We start from the raw sequence: 17,504 nt of genomic DNA, 5'->3' as shown, positions 1-17,504 counted from the left end.
TTGTCTCGTGATTACGAGCGATTGCCAGACGTACTGGGGGGATTGCACTTCGTGGTCTTTGCCATTCTCATGCTGCCCAATGCCATGCCGTTGATTCGGTTGGCTCAAAGTTCATAACACGCTCTAGCCACGGCAGGTTCAAGCCAACTTTTGCGCCACCCAGCCCTGCACGCTGTGCAGCGCGGCGGGCAGGGCCGCGGCGTCGGTGCCGCCGGCCATGGCCATGTCGGGCTTGCCGCCGCCTTTGCCGCCCACTTGTTGGGCGACGAAGTTGACGAGCTCGCCGGCCTTGAGCTTGCCCACGCTGTCCTTGGTCACGCCTGCGGCCAGTTGCACCTTGCCGCCGTCCACAGCGGCGAGCACGATGGCGGCGGTTTTGAGCTTGTCCTTGAGCTTGTCCAGCGTGTCGCGCAGGGTCTTGGCGTCGGCCCCGTCGAGCTGGGCGGCCAGCACTTTCAGGCCGCCTACGTCGATGGCTTGCGCCACCAGTTCATCGCCTTGGGATGAGGCGAGCTTGCCTTTGAGGGCGGCGATTTCCTTTTCCAGCGCCTTGGCATGTTCGAGCTGCTGCTCCAGCTTGGCTTGCAACTCGTGCAGCGGAGCTTTGAGGGTGCGGGCGGCCTGGGCCATGGTGGTTTCGAGCTGCTGCACATAGGCCAGGGCCTTGGCGCCAGTGATGGCTTCCACACGGCGCACGCCAGCGGCCACGCCGCCTTCCATGACGAGCTTGAACAGGCCGATTTCCCCGGCGCGCTGCACGTGCGTGCCGCCGCAGAGTTCGCGGCTCTCGCCAATATCGACCACGCGCACCACGTCGCCGTATTTCTCGCCAAACAGCATCATGGCGCCGCTGGCCTTGGCGTCCTCGATGCCCATTTCGCGGATGACGGTGGGCGCATCGGCCACGATTTCGGCATTGACCAATTGCTCGATGCGGTGCAATTGCTCTTGCGTGACGGGAGCGTTTTGCACGAAGTCGAAGCGGGTTTTGTCCTCATCGACCAGTGAGCCTTTTTGCTGCACGTGCTCGCCCAGGGTTTCACGCAAGGCCTTGTGCATCAGGTGCGTCACGCTGTGGTTGCGCGTGGTGGCGGCGCGCAGCTCGGCATTGACCGCGGCCTGCACCGCATCGCCCACTTTGAGGCTGCCGCTTTGCAGCACGCCGTGCTGACCGAACACGTCGGCCTTGATTTTTTGCGTGTCCTGCACATCAAACACCGCGCCGCTGGCGGTGGTGATTTGGCCGCGATCGCCCACCTGGCCGCCGCTTTCGGCGTAGAAGGGCGTGGTGTCGAGCACGACCACGCCGTGCTGCCCGGCTTGCAGTTGCTGTACGGGCGCGCCGTCGGCATAGAGCGCGAGCACGGTGGCGCTTTCATTCAGGCTGGTATAGCCGGTAAAGCGGCTGGGCACGCCGTCGTAGGCGAGCTGCTTGTCCATCTTGAACTTGCCGGCGGCGCGGGCCGTGTCTTTCTGGTGCTGCATGGCGGCGTCAAAGCCGGCCACGTCCACCGTCACGCCGCGCTCGCGGCACACGTCTTGCGTGAGGTCGAGCGGAAAGCCGTAGGTGTCGTGCAGTTTGAAGGCCACGTCGCCGGGCAGGGTTAATCCAGCCCAATCTCGCTTAATAAAGAACCCTTCCGGACTTTCAAAATCCTCTTTAATATTTTCCATTAATTTTACATTAAACCATTTTCCCTCTTCAGATATTAAAAACTTATAGCCATTCCCCCAATTCACTCCATCACACCATGTAGAAATTAGTTTTACTTCGGAATTAATGCTTTTTGCTTTTCTCTCCGCCAAAATTTGATCAAGGGATGAGTCAAAAATATCCATTCCTTGAGCCAGCGTTTGAAAAAACCGCTCTTCCTCGGTCTTGAGCGCTTCGGTGATGCGCGCTTCCTGCTCGGCCAGGCGCGGGTAGGCCGCGCCCATTTGCTGCACCAGGTCGCGCACCAGCTTGTGGAAGAAGGGCTTTTTCTGCCCCAGCTTGTAGCCGTGGCGGATGGCACGGCGGATGATGCGGCGCTGCACGTAGCCGCGGCCTTCGTTCGATGGGATCACGCCGTCGCTGACCAGAAATGCGGTGGCGCGGATGTGGTCGGCAATGACTTTGAGCGAGGGGTTGTCCAGATCGGTGCAACCGGTTTCGCGCGCGGCGGCTTTGATCAGCGCCTGGAACAAATCAATCTCGTAATTGCTGTGCACGCCTTGCAGGATGGCGGCCAGGCGCTCCAGCCCCATGCCGGTATCGACGCAGGGCGCGGGCAGGCGGGTGACGCTGCCATCCTCGTGCATCTCGAACTGCATGAACACGTGGTTCCAGATTTCGATGAAGCGGTCGCCGTCTTCATCGGGGCTGCCCGGCGGGCCGCCGGGGATATGCGGGCCGTGGTCGTAGAAGATTTCCGAGCAGGGGCCGCAGGGGCCGGTATCGGCCATCATCCAGAAGTTGTCGCTCTTGTACTTGCCGCCCTTGTTGTCGCCGATGCGGATCACGCGCTCGGGCGGCAGGCCGATGATTTGCGTCCAGATGTCGTAGGCCTCGTCGTCCTCGTGATAGACGGTGGCCAGCAGCTTTTCGGGCGGCAGGCCATAGACCTTGGTCAACAGCTCCCAGCCCCAGAGGATGGATTCCTTCTTGAAGTAGTCGCCAAAGCTCCAGTTGCCCAGCATCTCGAAGAAGGTGTGGTGGCGCGCGGTGTAGCCCACGTTTTCCAGATCGTTGTGCTTGCCGCCGGCGCGCAGGCTGGCCTGCACGCTGGTGGCGCGCACGTAGGGGCGCTTGTCGGTGCCCAGGAACACGTCCTTGAACTGCACCATGCCGCTGTTGGTGAACATCAGCGTGGGATCGTTGGCAGGCACGAGCGAGGACGAGGGCACGATGGTGTGGCCCTTGGCGGCGAAGAAGTCCAGAAAGCTCTGGCGGATTTCAGCGACGGAGGTGGGGGTGGAGGGTTTGTCGGTGGTCATGGTGTGAAAAGCAAACGCGGCCCGAAGGCCGACGCGGTCGGTGCCATGCAAGCTGTTGATCGCGCAGCGCAGCAATGCATGGCACTGGTGCTTGAGGCCTGTTCAAAGCACAGCGAGCAAAAAACAGGCCCTGAATCAAATCGCGCAAATTTTAGCGATTGGCGCTGGCGCCCGTTGCCCCGCCAGTTGCGGCAGGCCCGCATCTTGCACCCATCTGGTGGCAAAAAATCACACACAGCCCACGCGCCGCGTGATGTAGGCGCGCAGTGGATGCTCTTGCCCCGCCCCGCCACAGGCCGCGCCAGAAAACCGCCGACCTGCAAGGGCTGTCGGTTTTTTGCCCGGTTGCCTTTCGTTATGATCGCCGCTCTTTTTTCTAGCCTGTTTTCTGCTCACCCATGGCTTCCATTTCTTTGCGCAACGTCATCAAACGCTACGGCCGTAGCGGCAAAACCCTTCAGGTGCTTCACGGTATCAATGCCGAAATTGCCGATGGGGAGTTCATCGTCATCGTGGGGCCTTCCGGCTGCGGCAAATCCACCTTGCTGCGCATGGTGGCAGGGCTGGAGGAAATTTCGGATGGGCAAATCCTGATCGGCGATCAAGTCGTCAATGATCTGGAGCCTGCCCGCCGCAATATCGCCATGGTGTTCCAGAACTACGCGCTGTACCCGCATATGAGCGTGTTCGACAACATGGCTTACGGGCTGAAGATCGCCAAAGTGCCCAATGACGAAATCACACGCCGAGTAGAAAAAGCCGCCAAGATTTTGGAGCTGGGCCATTTGCTCGAACGCCGCCCCCGCGAGCTTTCGGGCGGGCAGCGCCAGCGCGTGGCGATGGGCCGCGCCATCGTGCGCCAGCCCCAGGTGTTTTTGTTCGACGAACCGCTCTCGAACCTGGACGCCAAATTGCGCGGGCAAACCCGCCTGGAAATCCAGAAGCTGCACCGCGAAATGGGCATCACCTCGCTGTTTGTCACGCACGACCAAGTAGAGGCCATGACGCTGGCGCAACGCATGATCGTGCTCAGCGCCGGGCATGTGGAGCAGTTCGGCACGCCCGAGGAGGTCTACCACACGCCCGCCAGCACCTTTGTGGCCAGCTTCATCGGCTCGCCGCCGATGAACTTGCTCAAAGCGCCGCCTGGCGGCCCACGCGGGCTGATTACCGGCATTCGCCCCGAGCACATCGACATCACCGCCGATGGCGTGTGGGAAGTGCAGGTGGACACCGTTGAGCTGCTGGGCGCCGAGCGCCTGGTGTACGGCCGCCTCGGGGATGAAGCCATGGTGGTACGCATTGAAGAAGGCGCGCCTTCACCCCACCCCGGCGACGTGATTCGCGTGCAACCCCGCGATACGCGCTTGCATTTCTTCGACGCAGAAACAGGCCTGCGCGCCACCGACGAGCAAATTGAAGCCGCCGCAGAGGCTGCGGCGCAGGCCGAAGCGGCGTAAGGGCCTGTTCAAAGCCAGGCCTCTAAACCCGACACTCCGGCACAGGCGCGGCACACGCTTGTGCCGGATTTTTTTAGCCGCCAACACGCCCAACGCGGCGCGACGGCGCAGCAACAACGCATGACGAAAGGACGTTCTCTCATGGCTTCTTCCACTTCCACCCCCTCCGCCACAACGGTGCAACCGCAAACGGTGGTCACCATCCGCTATCGGCTGGATGACGAAAAAGGCCGCCCCATGCAATCCAAAGCCGAGCAGTTGAGCTACTTGCACGGCGGCTACGGCAACTTGCTGCCCAAAATTGAGGCCGCCCTGGAAGGCCAAAGCGTTGGCTTTGCCACGACGGTGGATTTGCCCCCGCAAGACGGCTTTGGCGTGCGCGACGAAAGCCTGGCGCAAGTGGTGCCACGTGCAAGCCTGCCACCCGGCGCCAAAGTGGGCGGCCAATTGCAAACCACGGACGCCCAGGGCCGCCCCCAAGTGCTGCATGTGGTGAAAATCAAGGGCGAGCAAGCCCATTTGGACGGCAACCATCCCTTGGCAGGCAAACACGTGCGCTTCGTGGTGCGCATTCTGGAAATCCGCGCCGCCACGCCCGAGGAAATCAGCCACGGCCACGCCCACGGCGAGCATGGCCACCACCATTGACGCGCCACGCGGCCCACATAGCCCACTCTGCTGGCTGCATGTAACGCACCCCACTTGTTGGACATAAAAAATCCCGCATAGCTGGGATCTACAGCCATGCGGGATGTGGGTATTGGGGGCTTGGAGCGGGCGATGGGAATCGAACCCACGTCTTGAGCTTGGGAAGCTCAGGTCCTACCATTGAACGACGCCCGCCAGAAGCAACGGGGCGCGATTCTAACGCAAGCGCAGGCCGCTCTGGCACAGGTGGCCCTAGGCATGCAAAAAGCCCTGCATACAGGGCCATGTATGCAGGGCTTCGGGTGCTGCAGAGCGATTTATTACAATTCAAAAGGAAAAGAAATAACCCTGTTTCGGCAAGTTACACCTGAATCGCAATTTCTCTTGATTGGAATGCCATTCAATCAGGGTTTGCGCAGGCTGTCGCGGATTTCACGCAGCAACACGATGTCTTCGGGGGTAGCAGGCGGCGCTTCGGGCGGTGCAGCGCGCTTGAGGCGGTTGATCTGCTTGATCATGATGAAGATGATGAAGGCCAGAATCAGGAAGTTCAGCGCAATGGTGATGAAGTTGCCGTAGGCAAAAACAGGCACGCCCGCTTCGCGGTATGCGGCCAGCGAGGGGGCAATGCCTTCGGGCGCTTGGCCCAGGGGGATAAAGAGGTTCGAGAAGTCCAGCTTGCCAAATACCAGGCCGACGACCGGCATGATGAGATCGCTCACCACCGAATCCACGATCTTGCCGAACGCGCCGCCGATGATGACGCCCACGGCCAAATCAATCACATTGCCTTTGATGGCAAATTCACGAAACTCTTGCATGAAGCTCATGGCACACCTCCCTGAATGTTTTGAAAAGGGGAAAAAACAAACACAACAGCGCCCGCCTGGGCGGGCCGCTTTGCAGGGCGCCATTGTGGGGGAGTTTTCCACCCTCCCATTGGCTGATGCGCAGGAATAAAGGCAACAAAAGGCAACCGCCCTTTGCCCACAGTGATTCAAGGCGCCAAAGCCGCCAGTTGTGCACGCAAAGCGGCTTTATCGAGGATTTCCGTCATGACTTGCACTGGCTGCCCGGGCACATGCAGCGCATAGGTGGGCACGCCGGTGCGGCCCAGGGCGTGCAGGGCGCGGGTGATTTCGGGGTTGCTGCGCGTCCAGTCCGCGCGCAGCAGGCGCACCTTGGCCCGGGCGAAGTCGGCCAGCACATCGGCATCGGCCAAGGTCGTGGCTTTGTTGTACTGGCAGGTGATGCACCAACTTGCGGTGAAGTCCACAAACACGGGGCGGCCTTCTTGCAAGCTGCGCTGCTGCTCTTGCAGCGACCAGGCTTGCCATTGCTCGCCCGGCTCTTGAGTCGTAGCGGTCACAACGGGCTGGCGGGCTTGCACGGCGATGGTTTTGCCCAGGTGATGGCCACCAGCCAGTGCAACGGCTACCGGCACGGCCAGCGCCAGCCACCACAGGCCGCGCAAGGCGAGTGCAGCGCCCGCAGCAGGCCGCTTGCCCCAAAGCCACAAGGCAAAGCCCAGGCCCCAGAGCACAAACAGCCAGGCGATCATGGCGTTCACCCCCACCTGATGCGCCAGCACCCACAGCAACCAGGCGACGGTGGCGAACATGGGCCAGGCCATGGCGTTGCGGAAGGTTTCCATCCATGCGCCAGGGCGCGGCAAGGCATCCAGCGCACGCGGAAACCACACCAGTGCCATAAAGGGCAGGGCCAGACCGAGGCCAATCGCCACAAAAATCGCCAGCGCGGCCGCCGCAGGCAACGTCAAAGTGGCCCCCAACGCCGCCCCCATGAACGGGCCTGTGCAGGGGGCAGCGACCAACACCGCCAGCACGCCGGAAAAGAACGATTCGCCTACAGGGGAATGCGGATCGCCACCGGCTTTTACACTACGCAGCCGCTCGGGCAGCCCAATGTGGAGTTGAACGATACCCGCCAGGGTCAGCCCGATCAGGGTGAACAGCAAGGCCATGCCCGCTACAAACCAGGGCGATTGCAGTTGAAAGCCCCAGCCCAGTTGTTGCCCGGCCGCCTGTAACGCCAACACCAATGCCCCCAGCAGAGTAAACGACAGCACCACGCCCGCGCCATACGCCAGCGCGCTTTGGCGTTGCAAACGGCGGTTTTGGCTGTAGCGCGCCAGGGCAAGGGCTTTGATGGCCAGCACGGGGAAAACGCAAGGCATCAAATTGAGTACTGCGCCGCCCAGCAAGGCCAGCAGCAACAGCACGCCCCACTGCGCCAGAGACAGCGGCGGCTGAGTCGCAGGGAGCGGCTGGGCAGCAGGCGGCGTGGCAGCAGCTCCAGACGCTGCACTGGCCGCAGCGCCTGTGGTCGCCCCCCCTTCTTGCGCCTCGCGCTGCTGCGCCAAAGCCTGCACCAATTCAGGCGCCAACGTGGCGCGCTCGGCGCCTTGCCAGCCCGCTGTTACTGGCAGTTCAATGGCCCAGCCGATCGGGCCGGTTGGGCCGGCTAAGGCATCAGGGGCATGGGGATCCCATTGGCCGCCTTCGCTTTGCGATAAGCGGCTCAGCACCAGCGGCAAGGTTGGGCCGCTGTCGGCGCGATCCAAGGCCAGCGGCAGCTCCGCCAGCCATGCGCCTTGCTCCCACCGCTGCTGCCAATCGTGGCCTGCACGCGCGCCGTGGCGCAGCACCTGTGGCTCTTGGGCAAAGACTTCCAGCGATTGCCCATGCCAATCGGGCGGCAGCCCTTCCACCCGCACGTGCAAGGTGTCGCCCGACGCCGCAGCGTGGCCTTGCACCGCCAACGGCACGGGCTGGGCGCGGGCCGCCTGCGCAAACTCGCCAGCCCATGCAGCGGAAGGCACATCCACTGGCAGGCGCAGCGTCAAACTGCCCTGCTCCGGGATGCACTCCAGGCGGCACGCCAGCCATGTGGCATCCAGGCGGATTTCCACATCCGGCGCTGTGGCTTGCCAGTTGGCAGGCACTTGTACGGGCACGGGCAGCAACACGCGCCCTTCGTAGCCGTAGTTGGCCAGTTCGTCCAGCCGCATTTTCAGCGGCGTCGGCCATGCGATGGCGCCGGGGGTAAAGCCCGTGGGCAATTGCCATTGCAGCTCGGTCGCCATGCCCGAATCGCCAGGGTTTTGCCAATAGGTGTGCCAGCCCGGCGCATGCTCCATCAACAAGCCCAGTTGGACAACGCCGCCAGGGCGAATCCCATCCGGGGCGTGTGCCAGCAGCTCGGCGCGCACATGCGGGGTTTGCACGCTGGGGCCAGCGGCAAGCGGCAAGGCTGACGATGCGGGGCTGAATACGCCGTCCAAAGCGCTCCCGGCGCCGCTACTGGAGGCGCGACTGGATTCAAAGATTTGCGCCTGCGCAGGCACTGCCAGTACGCTGGCCATTGCACTGGCTGCTGCCAGCAGGCCGGCCATGGCCCGGGATTTCCACCGATTGAAAAACATGGATTGCTTGTCACTGATTGCATCTGCCGTACAGATAACCCATGCCAGCGATGCAAGAAGAAAGCGCTTTAAGAGCCTCAAAGCCGGGCTCAGTTCCCCGGCCGCAGGGGCTTTGCGCAATCGCCCGCTGGGGTTGTACTCACTGCGGCGCAGGCACAGATGAAACGCCACGCAAAAAGGCCCGCATCCAGCGGGCCTTTGCAAGCTGTTAGCAGCCGTTGGCGTGAGGCGCACAACTTGCGCGCCCTGCGCCAAACGCCACCGATTACAGCAGCGCCTTGAGCAGCTTGCCCATTTCCGATGGGTTGCGCGTGACCTTGAAGCCGCACTCTTCCATCACGGCCAGCTTGGCTTCGGCCGTATCTTCGCCACCGGAGATCAGCGCGCCAGCGTGGCCCATGCGCTTGCCCGGAGGGGCGGTCACGCCAGCGATGAAGCCCACCACGGGCTTTTTCATGTGCTCCTTGCACCAGCGCGCGGCTTCGGCCTCGTCGGGGCCGCCGATCTCGCCGATCATGATCACGGCGTCGGTGTCCGGATCGTCGTTGAAGGCCTTCATCACGTCGATGTGCTTCAGACCGTTGATCGGGTCGCCACCAATGCCCACAGCGCTGGATTGGCCGATACCCAGCTCGGTGAGCTGCGCCACGGCTTCATAGGTCAGCGTGCCCGAGCGCGAAACCACGCCCACGCGGCCTTTCTTGTGGATGTGGCCGGGCATGATGCCGATCTTGATCTCGTCGGGCGTGATCAGGCCCGGGCAGTTGGGGCCCAGCAGCAGGGTTTTCTTGCCGCCAGCGGCTTCCTTGGCTTTCATGCGGTTGCGCACTTCCAGCATGTCCTTGACGGGGATGCCTTCGGTGATGCAGATGGCCAGGTCCAGGTCGGCTTCCACGGCTTCCCAAATCGCGGCGGCTGCGCCAGCGGGCGGCACGTAGATCACGCTGACCGTGGCGCCAGTCTCCTTGGCGGCGTCCTTGACGCTGGCGAAGATGGGCACGTCAAAAATCTTCTCGCCCGCCTTCTTGGGGTTGACGCCCGCAACAAAGCAGTTCTTGCCGTTGGCGTACTCGATGCACTTCTCGGTGTGGAACTGGCCGGTCTTGCCGGTGATGCCTTGGGTGATGACTTTGGTGTCTTTATTGATGTAGATCGACATGGCAATTCCTTACTTCTTGACGGCGGCCACGACTTTTTCGGCCGCTTCGGCCATGGTGTCGGCGCTGATGATGGGCAAGCCGCTATCGGCCAGCATCTTCTTGCCCAGCTCTTCGTTGGTGCCCTTCATGCGCACGACCAGCGGCACTTGCAGGTTCACGGCGCGGCTGGCGGTGATGACGCCGGTGGCGATGGTGTCGCACTTCATGATGCCGCCGAAGATGTTGACCAGGATGGCTTCGACCTTGGGGTTTTGCAGCATGATCTTGAAGGCTTCAGTGACCTTCTCGGGGGTCGCGCCGCCGCCCACGTCCAGGAAGTTGGCCGGCTCGCCGCCAAACAGTTTGATGGTGTCCATGGTGGACATGGCCAGGCCCGCGCCGTTGACCAAGCAGCCGATGTTGCCATCCAGGCTGATATAGGCCAGGTCGAACTTGGAGGCTTCCACCTCGGCCGGGTCTTCTTCGTCCAGGTCGCGCAGAGCGACGATTTCCTCATGGCGGAACAGGGCGTTGGAGTCGAAGTTGAACTTGGCGTCCAGCGCGATGATGTTGCCCTTGCTGTCGCGGTTGAGCGGGTTGATCTCGACCAGCGAAGCGTCGGTGTCCATGTAGCACTGGTAGAGCTTCTTGCACACGTCCACGAACTGGGGCACGGAGTCTTCGGGCATGCCCACGCCCTTGGCCAGCTCCTGGGCCTGTGCATCGCTCATGCCAGCGAGCGGATCGACGAAGACCTTGACGATCTTCTCGGGCGTTTTGTGCGCCACTTCTTCAATATCCATACCCCCCTCGCTGGAAGCGATGAAGGCCACTTTCTGGCTGGCGCGGTCGGTCACGACGGAGAGGTAGTACTCCTTCTGGATATCAGCGCCCTCCTCAATATAGAGACGGCGCACCTTCTGCCCTTCGGGGCCTGTTTGGTGCGTGACCAGTTGCATGCCCAGAATTTGCTCGGCCAAGGTCTTGACCTCGTCGATCGACTTGGCCACCTTCACGCCGCCGCCCTTGCCACGCCCACCGGCGTGGATTTGCGCCTTGACCACCCACACCGGGCCGCCCAGCTTTTGCGCGGCCTCTACGGCTTCCTGGGCGGTGAATGCAGGGATTCCGCGGGGCACAGGCACCCCGAATTTGCGCAAGATTTCCTTGCCTTGGTACTCGTGAATCTTCATGAGGGATCTCTTAGGGAGGGGGAAATGGAATGCGCGCTAAGGACGCGCCGAACACATCGGCAACATGCAGATCAACCAAGCCGCCCACACAACATCTGGACGGGTCGATTCAGCGCTCTCCTTAAGCCGCAAGGCTCATGTATCATGCCCGGCTTGCGCGCGGGGCCTTGGCCTGGGCGCAAATCAAGCGGGCGCATTGTAGCCTTCGCAAACCATATGCAACGCGCAACCGCTCACAACGGGGCAGTCCGGGCCGATGGCGCGCTTGGGCGCAGCCCCTTTTTTTCGTAAAAAATCTGCAAGGGATTGCGCATGTTCAAAGTCTTTATTGATGGCGAGGCCGGCACCACCGGGCTGCAAATCCGCGAGCGGCTCGCGGGCATGGCCGGGATTGAACTTATCCGCATCGACCCGGCGCTGCGCAAAAACCCCGAGGCCAAGCGCGCGCTGATGGCCCAGGCCGACATCGTGGTGCTGTGCCTGCACGACGACGCCGCGCGCGAATCGGTCGCCATGATCGACGCCCTGCCCGGCCCCAAGCCCCGCATCATCGACGCCAGCACCGCACACCGCGTGGCCGAGGGCTGGACTTACGGCTTCCCCGAGCTGTCCCCGGCCCAGCGCGCCGCCGTGCAAACGGCCGAGCGCGTGACCAACCCGGGCTGTTACGCCACCGGCGCCATCGCCCTGTTGCGCCCGCTGGTGGACGCAGGCCTGCTGCCCGCCGACCATCCCGTTGCGCTGCCTGCCGTCAGCGGCTACAGCGGCGGCGGGCGCCCCATGATTGAGGCCTACGAAGCCGGGCAAGCTCCCGCCTACGAGCTGTACGCACTGGGCCTGGCGCACAAGCACATTCCGGAAATCATGCGCTATGGCCGCTTGACGCGCCGCCCCATCTTCATCCCCAGCGTGGCCAACTTCGCGCAAGGCATGCTGGTGGAGCTGCCCCTGCACCTGGATACCTTGCCCGGCCAGCCCAGTGCAGAGCAACTGGCCCAAACCTATGCTGCCCACTATGCGGGCAGCGCTTGGGTCAGCGCCGAGCCAGCCACCGAGGACGGCAAGCTGGCCGCCACGACGCTGGCAGGCAGCAATCGGCTGGAGATCCGCGTCTTTGGCAACCCGCAGCACGCGCACGCCGTGTGCGTGGCCCGGTTGGACAACCTGGGCAAAGGCGCCAGCGGCGCTGCGGTGCAAAACCTGGCGCTGATGCTGGGCCTGGAGCTGCCCGCCGAGCCGCGCGCATAGGACCACTGCCGCGCCTATGGACACATACAGCTACCTGGGCACCATCGGCGCCAGCGCCTTGATGACGCTGGCGACGCTGCTGCCCATTGCCAACCCCACCAGCTCAGCGCCGATTTTTCTGACGCTCACCGAAGGCGCGTCGGAAAAAACCCGTCAGGAGCTGGCGCGCAAAATCGCCCGCAACGTCTTCTTCTTGCTGCTGGGCGCCACGCTGCTGGGCTCTTTCGTGCTGGATATTTTCGGCATCTCGCTGGCCATCGTGCGCGTGGGCGGCGGCCTGCTGGTGATGAGCATCGGCTGGCGCTTGCTCACCACCAACAGTGCCGAATCGCCACGCGCGGCCAAGATCGCCGAGAACTACACACCCGAGATGGTGCGCTCACAAGCGTTCTTCCCCCTGTCGTTCCCGCTCACCTGCGGGCCAGGCACCATCTCGGCCGCCATCACCGTGGGCGTGAGTCTGGCCTCGCCCAGCGCCGCTGTCTCCGCCGTGCGCACCGTCGGCGCGATGGCCGGGCTGCTGGCCATTTCCATTCTGGTGTTTCTCAGCTACCGCTACGCCGAGTATCTGCTGCGCCTGCTGGGCGAGACAGGCACCGTCGTATTCCTGCGCCTTTCCGCCTTCATCTTGCTGTGCGTCGGTATCCAAATCTTCTGGGATGGCGCAAGCACGCTGCTCATTGACGCCATTCGCAACGGCACGGTGTGATGCGCTCCGGCAAAAGACCAGGCATTCATCCACACAATCTGTGGATAACTTTGTGGGAAACCGCTGTATAGCGTCCAGAAAACACGGCGGATATTGGCTTGGCACTGGATCGCCTCTTTTTTACGCAGCCCAGCCCAGCCATTGAAGACCATAAAAATCAAAGGGTTAGGAATTAATCTTCAGAAAAACAGCAGGCTTTCGCCCACAACCCCTTGTTCCCTTCAGCGCTCCTGGGCGCGTGTGCATAAATGGCCCGTACAACACGCTGCACACTGCGAAAGCGCCCTGCCTCAGCATGACAAAAGGCCCCAACTTGGGGCCTTTTGTCATGACAGCCTTCCGGCAGCGTCAAACGCAACGGAAAGGCCTAAAAATTACAAATCAAAAGGAAAAGAAATAACCCCATTTCGGCAATTCCAGCAATGAATCACTTTTCCTTTTGAAAGGATGGATTACTGCACAGGCGCAGGCGGCGCGCCGTTGGCCTGTTGCTGCTGTTGCTGTTCGTACATGGCCTGGAAGTTGATTTCCGCCAGATGCACGGGCGGGAAGCCTGCGCGGTTGATCACATCGGCGATGTTGCCGCGCAAATAGGGGTAAACGATTTGCGGGCAAGCCACGCCCAGCACCACGCCCATCTGGTCTTCGGGGATGTTGCGCACTTCGAAAATCCCGGCCTGCTTGGCTTCCACCAGGAACAGGGTTTTGTCTTCAATCTTGGTGTGCACCGTGCCCGTCACGGTGATTTCAAACACCCCGTCCACCAGGTTGTTGGCGGCCACAGCCAGTTGGATATCCACGCTGGGCTGGTGTTGCTCGAGCAAGATGGCGGGCGAGTTGGGCTGCTCCAGCGACAGGTCTTTCAGGTAGACGCGCTGAATCTGGAACACGGGTTGATCGAGTTGGTTGTTGGTTTCTTCAGCCATGCTGCAAGCTTTCTCAAATGGAGAGGGGATACGACGGCCACAGGGCGCAGAAGCCGCAAAGTCCTCCGCGCCATACGGCGCAAAGCCGCACAGACGCGGCTTTGTGCGGCCTATTATGCAAGCAATCCAGCACTACGCGGGCGGGGGCGCAGCGCCCAGTCGCTTCAGCCTTGCAGCAGCGGCAGCAAACCGCCGCGGGCGTCCAGCGCGGCCAAGTCGTCAAAACCGCCCACATGGGTATCGCCAATATAGATTTGCGGCACGGTGCGCCGGCCCGTGCGCTGCATCATCACTTCACGCTCGGCGGGCTGGAGATCCACGCGGATTTCTTCAATGGCCTGCACGCCGCGCTCTTTGAGCAATTGCTTGGCGCGCAGGCAATAGGGGCAGGTGCCAGTGGCATACATGGTGATGGTGGGCATGGTGGGGCTTCTCGCGAAAAAGGATGAGAGGGGAAAGATAGAGAGTCGAAAAAACCTTGCGCTGGCCTGCTCGGGGAGGCGTGTGGCTTGAGAGCCTATTCACAATCTCCGAGAACGGGTACTCAGCGCGTGGCGATCGGCAAACTGGCATCGCGCCAGGCTTTCATGCCGCCTGCGACGAGCTGCGCCTGCTCGTAGCCGAGCTTTTTCGCCACGGCAACGGCCCGGTTGGCGCTCACGCCGCTATTGCACACAAACAGCACAGGCGCCGTTTTGTTTTTGACGACCGTGGGCAATTGCTGCTCCAACTGCGCCAACTCCAGGTTTTTCGCGCCTTTGATGTGGCCAGCGGCAAACTCCTGCGCCGTGCGGATATCGATCACGGTGGCCTTTTCCTTGTTCATCTTCTGCACCGCTTGCGCTGCGCTGATGCCCGTTTGCTTGCCTGCGGCCAGCGATGGCGCAAACAACATGGCCCCGGAGACGAGGGCCAGAGCGAGCAAATACCAGTTATCCAAAAAAAATTCCATGTCTGCGCAATCCGTGGTGAGGGCGGGTGGCCCATAAAAAACGCCGCCTGGCAACGCGTCCAGGCAGCCAGCGGGGAAAAGCGCGGCATTTTAGAGGTTGTTCTCAACCTGCATACAAGCCCTGCAAAGTGCAAAACGCCCCGGATCAATCCGAGAAGCGCCTACCCTGAACCGCCAAGGGACGACAAGGGACGCCACGGCAAAATGCAGTGCGCCTGCTCTGTATTGGCAATGTGCAGAGCTTCGATGCCGAAAGTCTGCGCCAGGGCATCGTCGTCCAGCACCTGTGCGGGTGGACCGTAGCGCAGAGTGCGACCGCCATCGAGCAGCAACAGATGGCTGCAAAAACGCGAAGCCAAACTTAAATCGTGCAGCACCACCGCCACGGCTTGCCCTTGGCGCGCCTGTTCGCGCAGCAAAGCCATGCAATGCAATTGCTGGGCGGGGTCGAGCGCAGCCAAAGGCTCATCGGCCAGCAGTACCGGGGCCTGCACGGCCAGGGCGCGCGCCAGCAGCGCGCGGGCACGCTCGCCACCCGAGAGGCTTTGCACATTGCGCTCGGCCAAGTCTTGCATGCTGGTGGCGTGCAAGGCGGCTTCAATGGCCTGCTGCCCGCTGCGCTGTTTTGCGTCGCCGTACGGCAGACGGCCCAACGCGACAACATCGCGCACAGGCATCGGCCAATGTACGGTTTGCCCTTGGGACAGATAGGCCATGCGGCGGGCACGTTCACTCAGGGACCAATCGGCCAGCGGGCGGCCTTGCAGCAGCACCTGGCCGCCGCGCAGGGGCAGCCAGCCCAGCAGCGCACGCAGCAGACTGGTTTTGCCTGCGCCATTGGGGCCGACAATCCCCAGCAAATCACCAGCAGCCATATGGATACAGGCGTCGTCAAGCAAGCGACGCGCCCCGGCCTGGGCCAGGAGCTGTCGCGCTTGGAGTTGCACAGGGGAACTCATGCGCGCCCCTCCCAATGCAGTCGCAGGATGAGCAGCAAGAAAAAGGGTGAGCCTATCAAGGCGGTAAGCACACCTAGACGCAGCTCCTGCCCGCCTACATAAAGCCAACGCACACCCATATCGGCCAACAACAACAAGGCTGCGCCCGCCCAGGCCGCCAACGGCAGCAATTGGGCGGGGTTGCCGCGCACGAAGGGGCGCATGAGGTGTGGTGCAACCAAACCGATGAAGCCAATGCTGCCAGAGACGGATACGGCAGCACCAACGCTGGCGGCCGTGCCCAGCAGCACCAAGGTGCGCAGCCGCGAGATGTTGACACCCATGGAATGGGCGGTTTCTTCGCCTAGGGCCAGCGCCAGCAAACCGCGCCGGGTCGAAAGCAGCAGGGCCATACCCAGAGCAATAAAGGGCAGGGCCAGGGCAACTTCACGCTGGCTGCGATCAGCCAGTGATCCCATCAGCCAGAAGACGATTTCTTGCAAGGCATAAACATTACGCGTCCAGTTCATGACCAGCGAGATCAGGGCTGAGGCCATGGCGGACACAGCCACGCCTGCAAGAATCAGCAGCGTGGTGCTGGCCTGACGCCCAGCCAGCAAAAACACAAAGCCCACCGCGACGGCGGTGCCAGCCATGCCAGCCAAAGGCAAAGCAAGCACAAAAACGCTGCTAAAACCGCTGTAGAGCGCAATAACAGCGCCCAGCGCCGCTCCGCTGGATACACCTAGCAACCCAGGCTCGGCCAGCGGGTTGCGCAGCAATCCTTGCAGCGCAGCGCCCGCCATGCCAAGCGCTGCGCCAACAGCCAAGCACAACAAGGTGCGCGGAAGGCGCAAGTCCAGCAGGATTCGGGTGGGGATGATTTCCCCCTGCCAGGCGCCTTGTAGCAAGCGCGGCAAGGGCGTGTCGATGTAGCCTACGGCCAGCGACAGCAGCGCGAGCAAGGCCAGGGCGGCAACAGCCGCCATCGAACGCAATGCGGTGTTCATGGGGTCACGGAGTCCGAGTAAGCACCCACGCTGGCGCGACGCGCCTGAGCCAGTTGCTCGGCGGCGGCGATATTCCACGGCCCGCCACAAATGGTCATGCGCGAGGGCAATTCCAGGCGTTGGATGTCCAGTTGTGCGAGCACTGGGTGCTCCAACGGGCGCTGAGCGCCACGCGCGTTGTGGTCGTAGCGCGGCAACAGCAGCATCCTGGGGTTTTGGGCCACCAACCGCTCCAGCGGCAAGTAACCGTAGCGCTGCACGCCCGCATCTGCGGTCGCATTACGCCAGCCGGCCAGTGTGAGCATGTCGTCGTAAATGGTGCCCACACCTGCACTATGGCCGTTGACGGCATACAGAGCGGCTGCGGGGCGTTGCGCAGCATCGGGGCTTTCGCCGGCAACGCTTGCGGCCAGGCGTTGCTGGGCGGCCTGCATGCGCTGCACGAGCTGCTGCCCTTGCGCTTCATCGCCAGTGCTACGCGCCACAAGCAGGATTTGCGCCTGGGCATCGGCAAAGCTGTCAGCGCCAGGCACCGCCAGCACGGGGATACCAAAATGCCGCAACATCTGCGTGGTATGCAAGGTGGTGTGTGTGCCCACTAAAACCAGATCGGGTTGCAAGGCCAGCACTTCTTCCGCGCTGCCCTTGACGACGGGGATGCCCCGGGCCGCTTGAGCCAGCATGGAGCTATCGGGGCGCTGGGCCAGACGGCTGAGCGCGGCGATGCGCGCGGGGTCCACCAATTGCAACAGGATCTGATCGGTACAAAGGTTGAGCGAGACAATGCGCTGCGGGCGCACCGCAGCCAACGCGGGCCAATCACTGGCTGCCTGCGGCATTGGACTTGCCGCGGGCGGCAG

15 protein-coding genes, 1 tRNA gene and 1 pseudogene are annotated in these 17,504 nt (G+C 62.4%); 5 read left to right on the top strand and 12 right to left on the bottom strand.

The genetic code is table 11. From position 1 onward, the window contains the following. Positions 1-117 (top strand): annotated as a pseudogene (locus tag EBQ26_RS09215) (IS5/IS1182 family transposase); the annotation flags it as partial. Between the two features lie 21 nt (positions 118-138). Here EBQ26_RS09215 and alaS read toward each other — a convergent pair. Continuing rightward, the gene (alaS, locus tag EBQ26_RS09210) at positions 139-2,976 is read right to left on the bottom strand and encodes an alanine--tRNA ligase (RefSeq protein ID WP_122238733.1); all 2,838 of its coding nucleotides are present in this window, start codon (positions 2,974-2,976) and stop codon (positions 139-141) included. Positions 2,977-3,374: 398 nt separating this feature from the next. Between alaS and ugpC the strand changes: the two genes are divergently transcribed. Both ugpC and EBQ26_RS09200 read left to right on the top strand, forming a co-directional pair. Next, positions 3,375-4,436 (top strand): sn-glycerol-3-phosphate ABC transporter ATP-binding protein UgpC, encoded by a 1,062-nt coding sequence (gene ugpC, locus EBQ26_RS09205; protein WP_122238721.1) that lies wholly within the window; start codon positions 3,375-3,377, stop codon positions 4,434-4,436. 141 nt (positions 4,437-4,577) lie between these two features. Beyond that, the gene (locus EBQ26_RS09200) at positions 4,578-5,084 is read left to right on the top strand and encodes an FKBP-type peptidyl-prolyl cis-trans isomerase (protein ID WP_122238720.1); all 507 of its coding nucleotides are present in this window, start codon (positions 4,578-4,580) and stop codon (positions 5,082-5,084) included. Between the two features lie 121 nt (positions 5,085-5,205). On the opposite strand, the gene EBQ26_RS09195 is transcribed toward EBQ26_RS09200, so the two are convergent. The 5 genes from EBQ26_RS09195 to sucC form a co-directional block, all read right to left on the bottom strand. Continuing rightward, positions 5,206-5,279 (bottom strand) — tRNA-Gly (locus tag EBQ26_RS09195). 209 nt (positions 5,280-5,488) lie between these two features. After that, positions 5,489-5,914, bottom strand: coding sequence for a large conductance mechanosensitive channel protein MscL (gene mscL, locus EBQ26_RS09190; RefSeq protein ID WP_122238719.1), 426 nt, complete (start codon positions 5,912-5,914; stop codon positions 5,489-5,491). A gap of 167 nt (positions 5,915-6,081) precedes the next feature. After that, on the bottom strand, positions 6,082-8,499 hold the full coding sequence (locus EBQ26_RS09185) for a protein-disulfide reductase DsbD family protein (RefSeq protein ID WP_238944272.1): 2,418 nt from the start codon (positions 8,497-8,499) through the stop codon (positions 6,082-6,084). A gap of 295 nt (positions 8,500-8,794) precedes the next feature. Next, a complete protein-coding gene (gene sucD / locus EBQ26_RS09180; RefSeq protein WP_122238718.1) occupies positions 8,795-9,688 on the bottom strand; it encodes a succinate--CoA ligase subunit alpha in 894 nt (297 codons plus the stop codon). Between the two features lie 9 nt (positions 9,689-9,697). Then, complete coding sequence (gene sucC / locus EBQ26_RS09175) at positions 9,698-10,861, bottom strand: ADP-forming succinate--CoA ligase subunit beta (RefSeq protein ID WP_122238717.1); 1,164 nt, start codon at positions 10,859-10,861, stop codon at positions 9,698-9,700. A gap of 312 nt (positions 10,862-11,173) precedes the next feature. Between sucC and argC the strand changes: the two genes are divergently transcribed. Together argC and EBQ26_RS09165 are read left to right on the top strand one after the other, a co-directional pair. Further along, entirely contained in the window at positions 11,174-12,109 is a 936-nt protein-coding gene (gene argC / locus EBQ26_RS09170; RefSeq protein WP_122238716.1) for an N-acetyl-gamma-glutamyl-phosphate reductase, read from the top strand. 16 nt (positions 12,110-12,125) lie between these two features. After that, complete coding sequence (locus EBQ26_RS09165; protein WP_122238715.1) at positions 12,126-12,818, top strand: MarC family protein; 693 nt, start codon at positions 12,126-12,128, stop codon at positions 12,816-12,818. A 452-nt stretch (positions 12,819-13,270) separates the two neighbouring features. Here the strand turns inward: EBQ26_RS09165 and secB are convergent, their stop codons facing one another. From secB to EBQ26_RS09135, 6 genes are all read right to left on the bottom strand, one after another. Then, a complete protein-coding gene (secB, locus tag EBQ26_RS09160) occupies positions 13,271-13,744 on the bottom strand; it encodes a protein-export chaperone SecB (protein WP_122238714.1) in 474 nt (157 codons plus the stop codon). 164 nt (positions 13,745-13,908) lie between these two features. Beyond that, positions 13,909-14,166 (bottom strand): glutaredoxin 3, encoded by a 258-nt coding sequence (grxC, locus tag EBQ26_RS09155; RefSeq protein ID WP_122238713.1) that lies wholly within the window; start codon positions 14,164-14,166, stop codon positions 13,909-13,911. A 122-nt stretch (positions 14,167-14,288) separates the two neighbouring features. Next, positions 14,289-14,696 (bottom strand): rhodanese-like domain-containing protein, encoded by a 408-nt coding sequence (locus EBQ26_RS09150; RefSeq protein ID WP_122238712.1) that lies wholly within the window; start codon positions 14,694-14,696, stop codon positions 14,289-14,291. A 161-nt stretch (positions 14,697-14,857) separates the two neighbouring features. Further along, positions 14,858-15,655, bottom strand: a complete 798-nt coding sequence (locus EBQ26_RS09145) for an ABC transporter ATP-binding protein (RefSeq protein WP_122238711.1) — start codon at positions 15,653-15,655, stop codon at positions 14,858-14,860. After that, on the bottom strand, positions 15,652-16,644 hold the full coding sequence (locus tag EBQ26_RS09140; RefSeq protein WP_122238710.1) for a FecCD family ABC transporter permease: 993 nt from the start codon (positions 16,642-16,644) through the stop codon (positions 15,652-15,654). Before EBQ26_RS09140 ends, EBQ26_RS09145 begins: the two co-directional genes overlap by 4 nt. Beyond that, positions 16,641-17,483, bottom strand: a complete 843-nt coding sequence (locus EBQ26_RS09135; protein WP_122238709.1) for an ABC transporter substrate-binding protein — start codon at positions 17,481-17,483, stop codon at positions 16,641-16,643. Before EBQ26_RS09135 ends, EBQ26_RS09140 begins: the two co-directional genes overlap by 4 nt. Positions 17,484-17,504: the final 21 nt, after the last annotated feature.

Source organism: Allofranklinella schreckenbergeri, assembly GCF_003703475.1.
In the GTDB taxonomy this organism is placed as follows: domain Bacteria; phylum Pseudomonadota; class Gammaproteobacteria; order Burkholderiales; family Burkholderiaceae_C; genus Lampropedia; species Lampropedia schreckenbergeri.
Note: the sequence above shows the minus strand (reverse complement) of the source record. Positions and strands in the feature narration are given on the sequence as shown.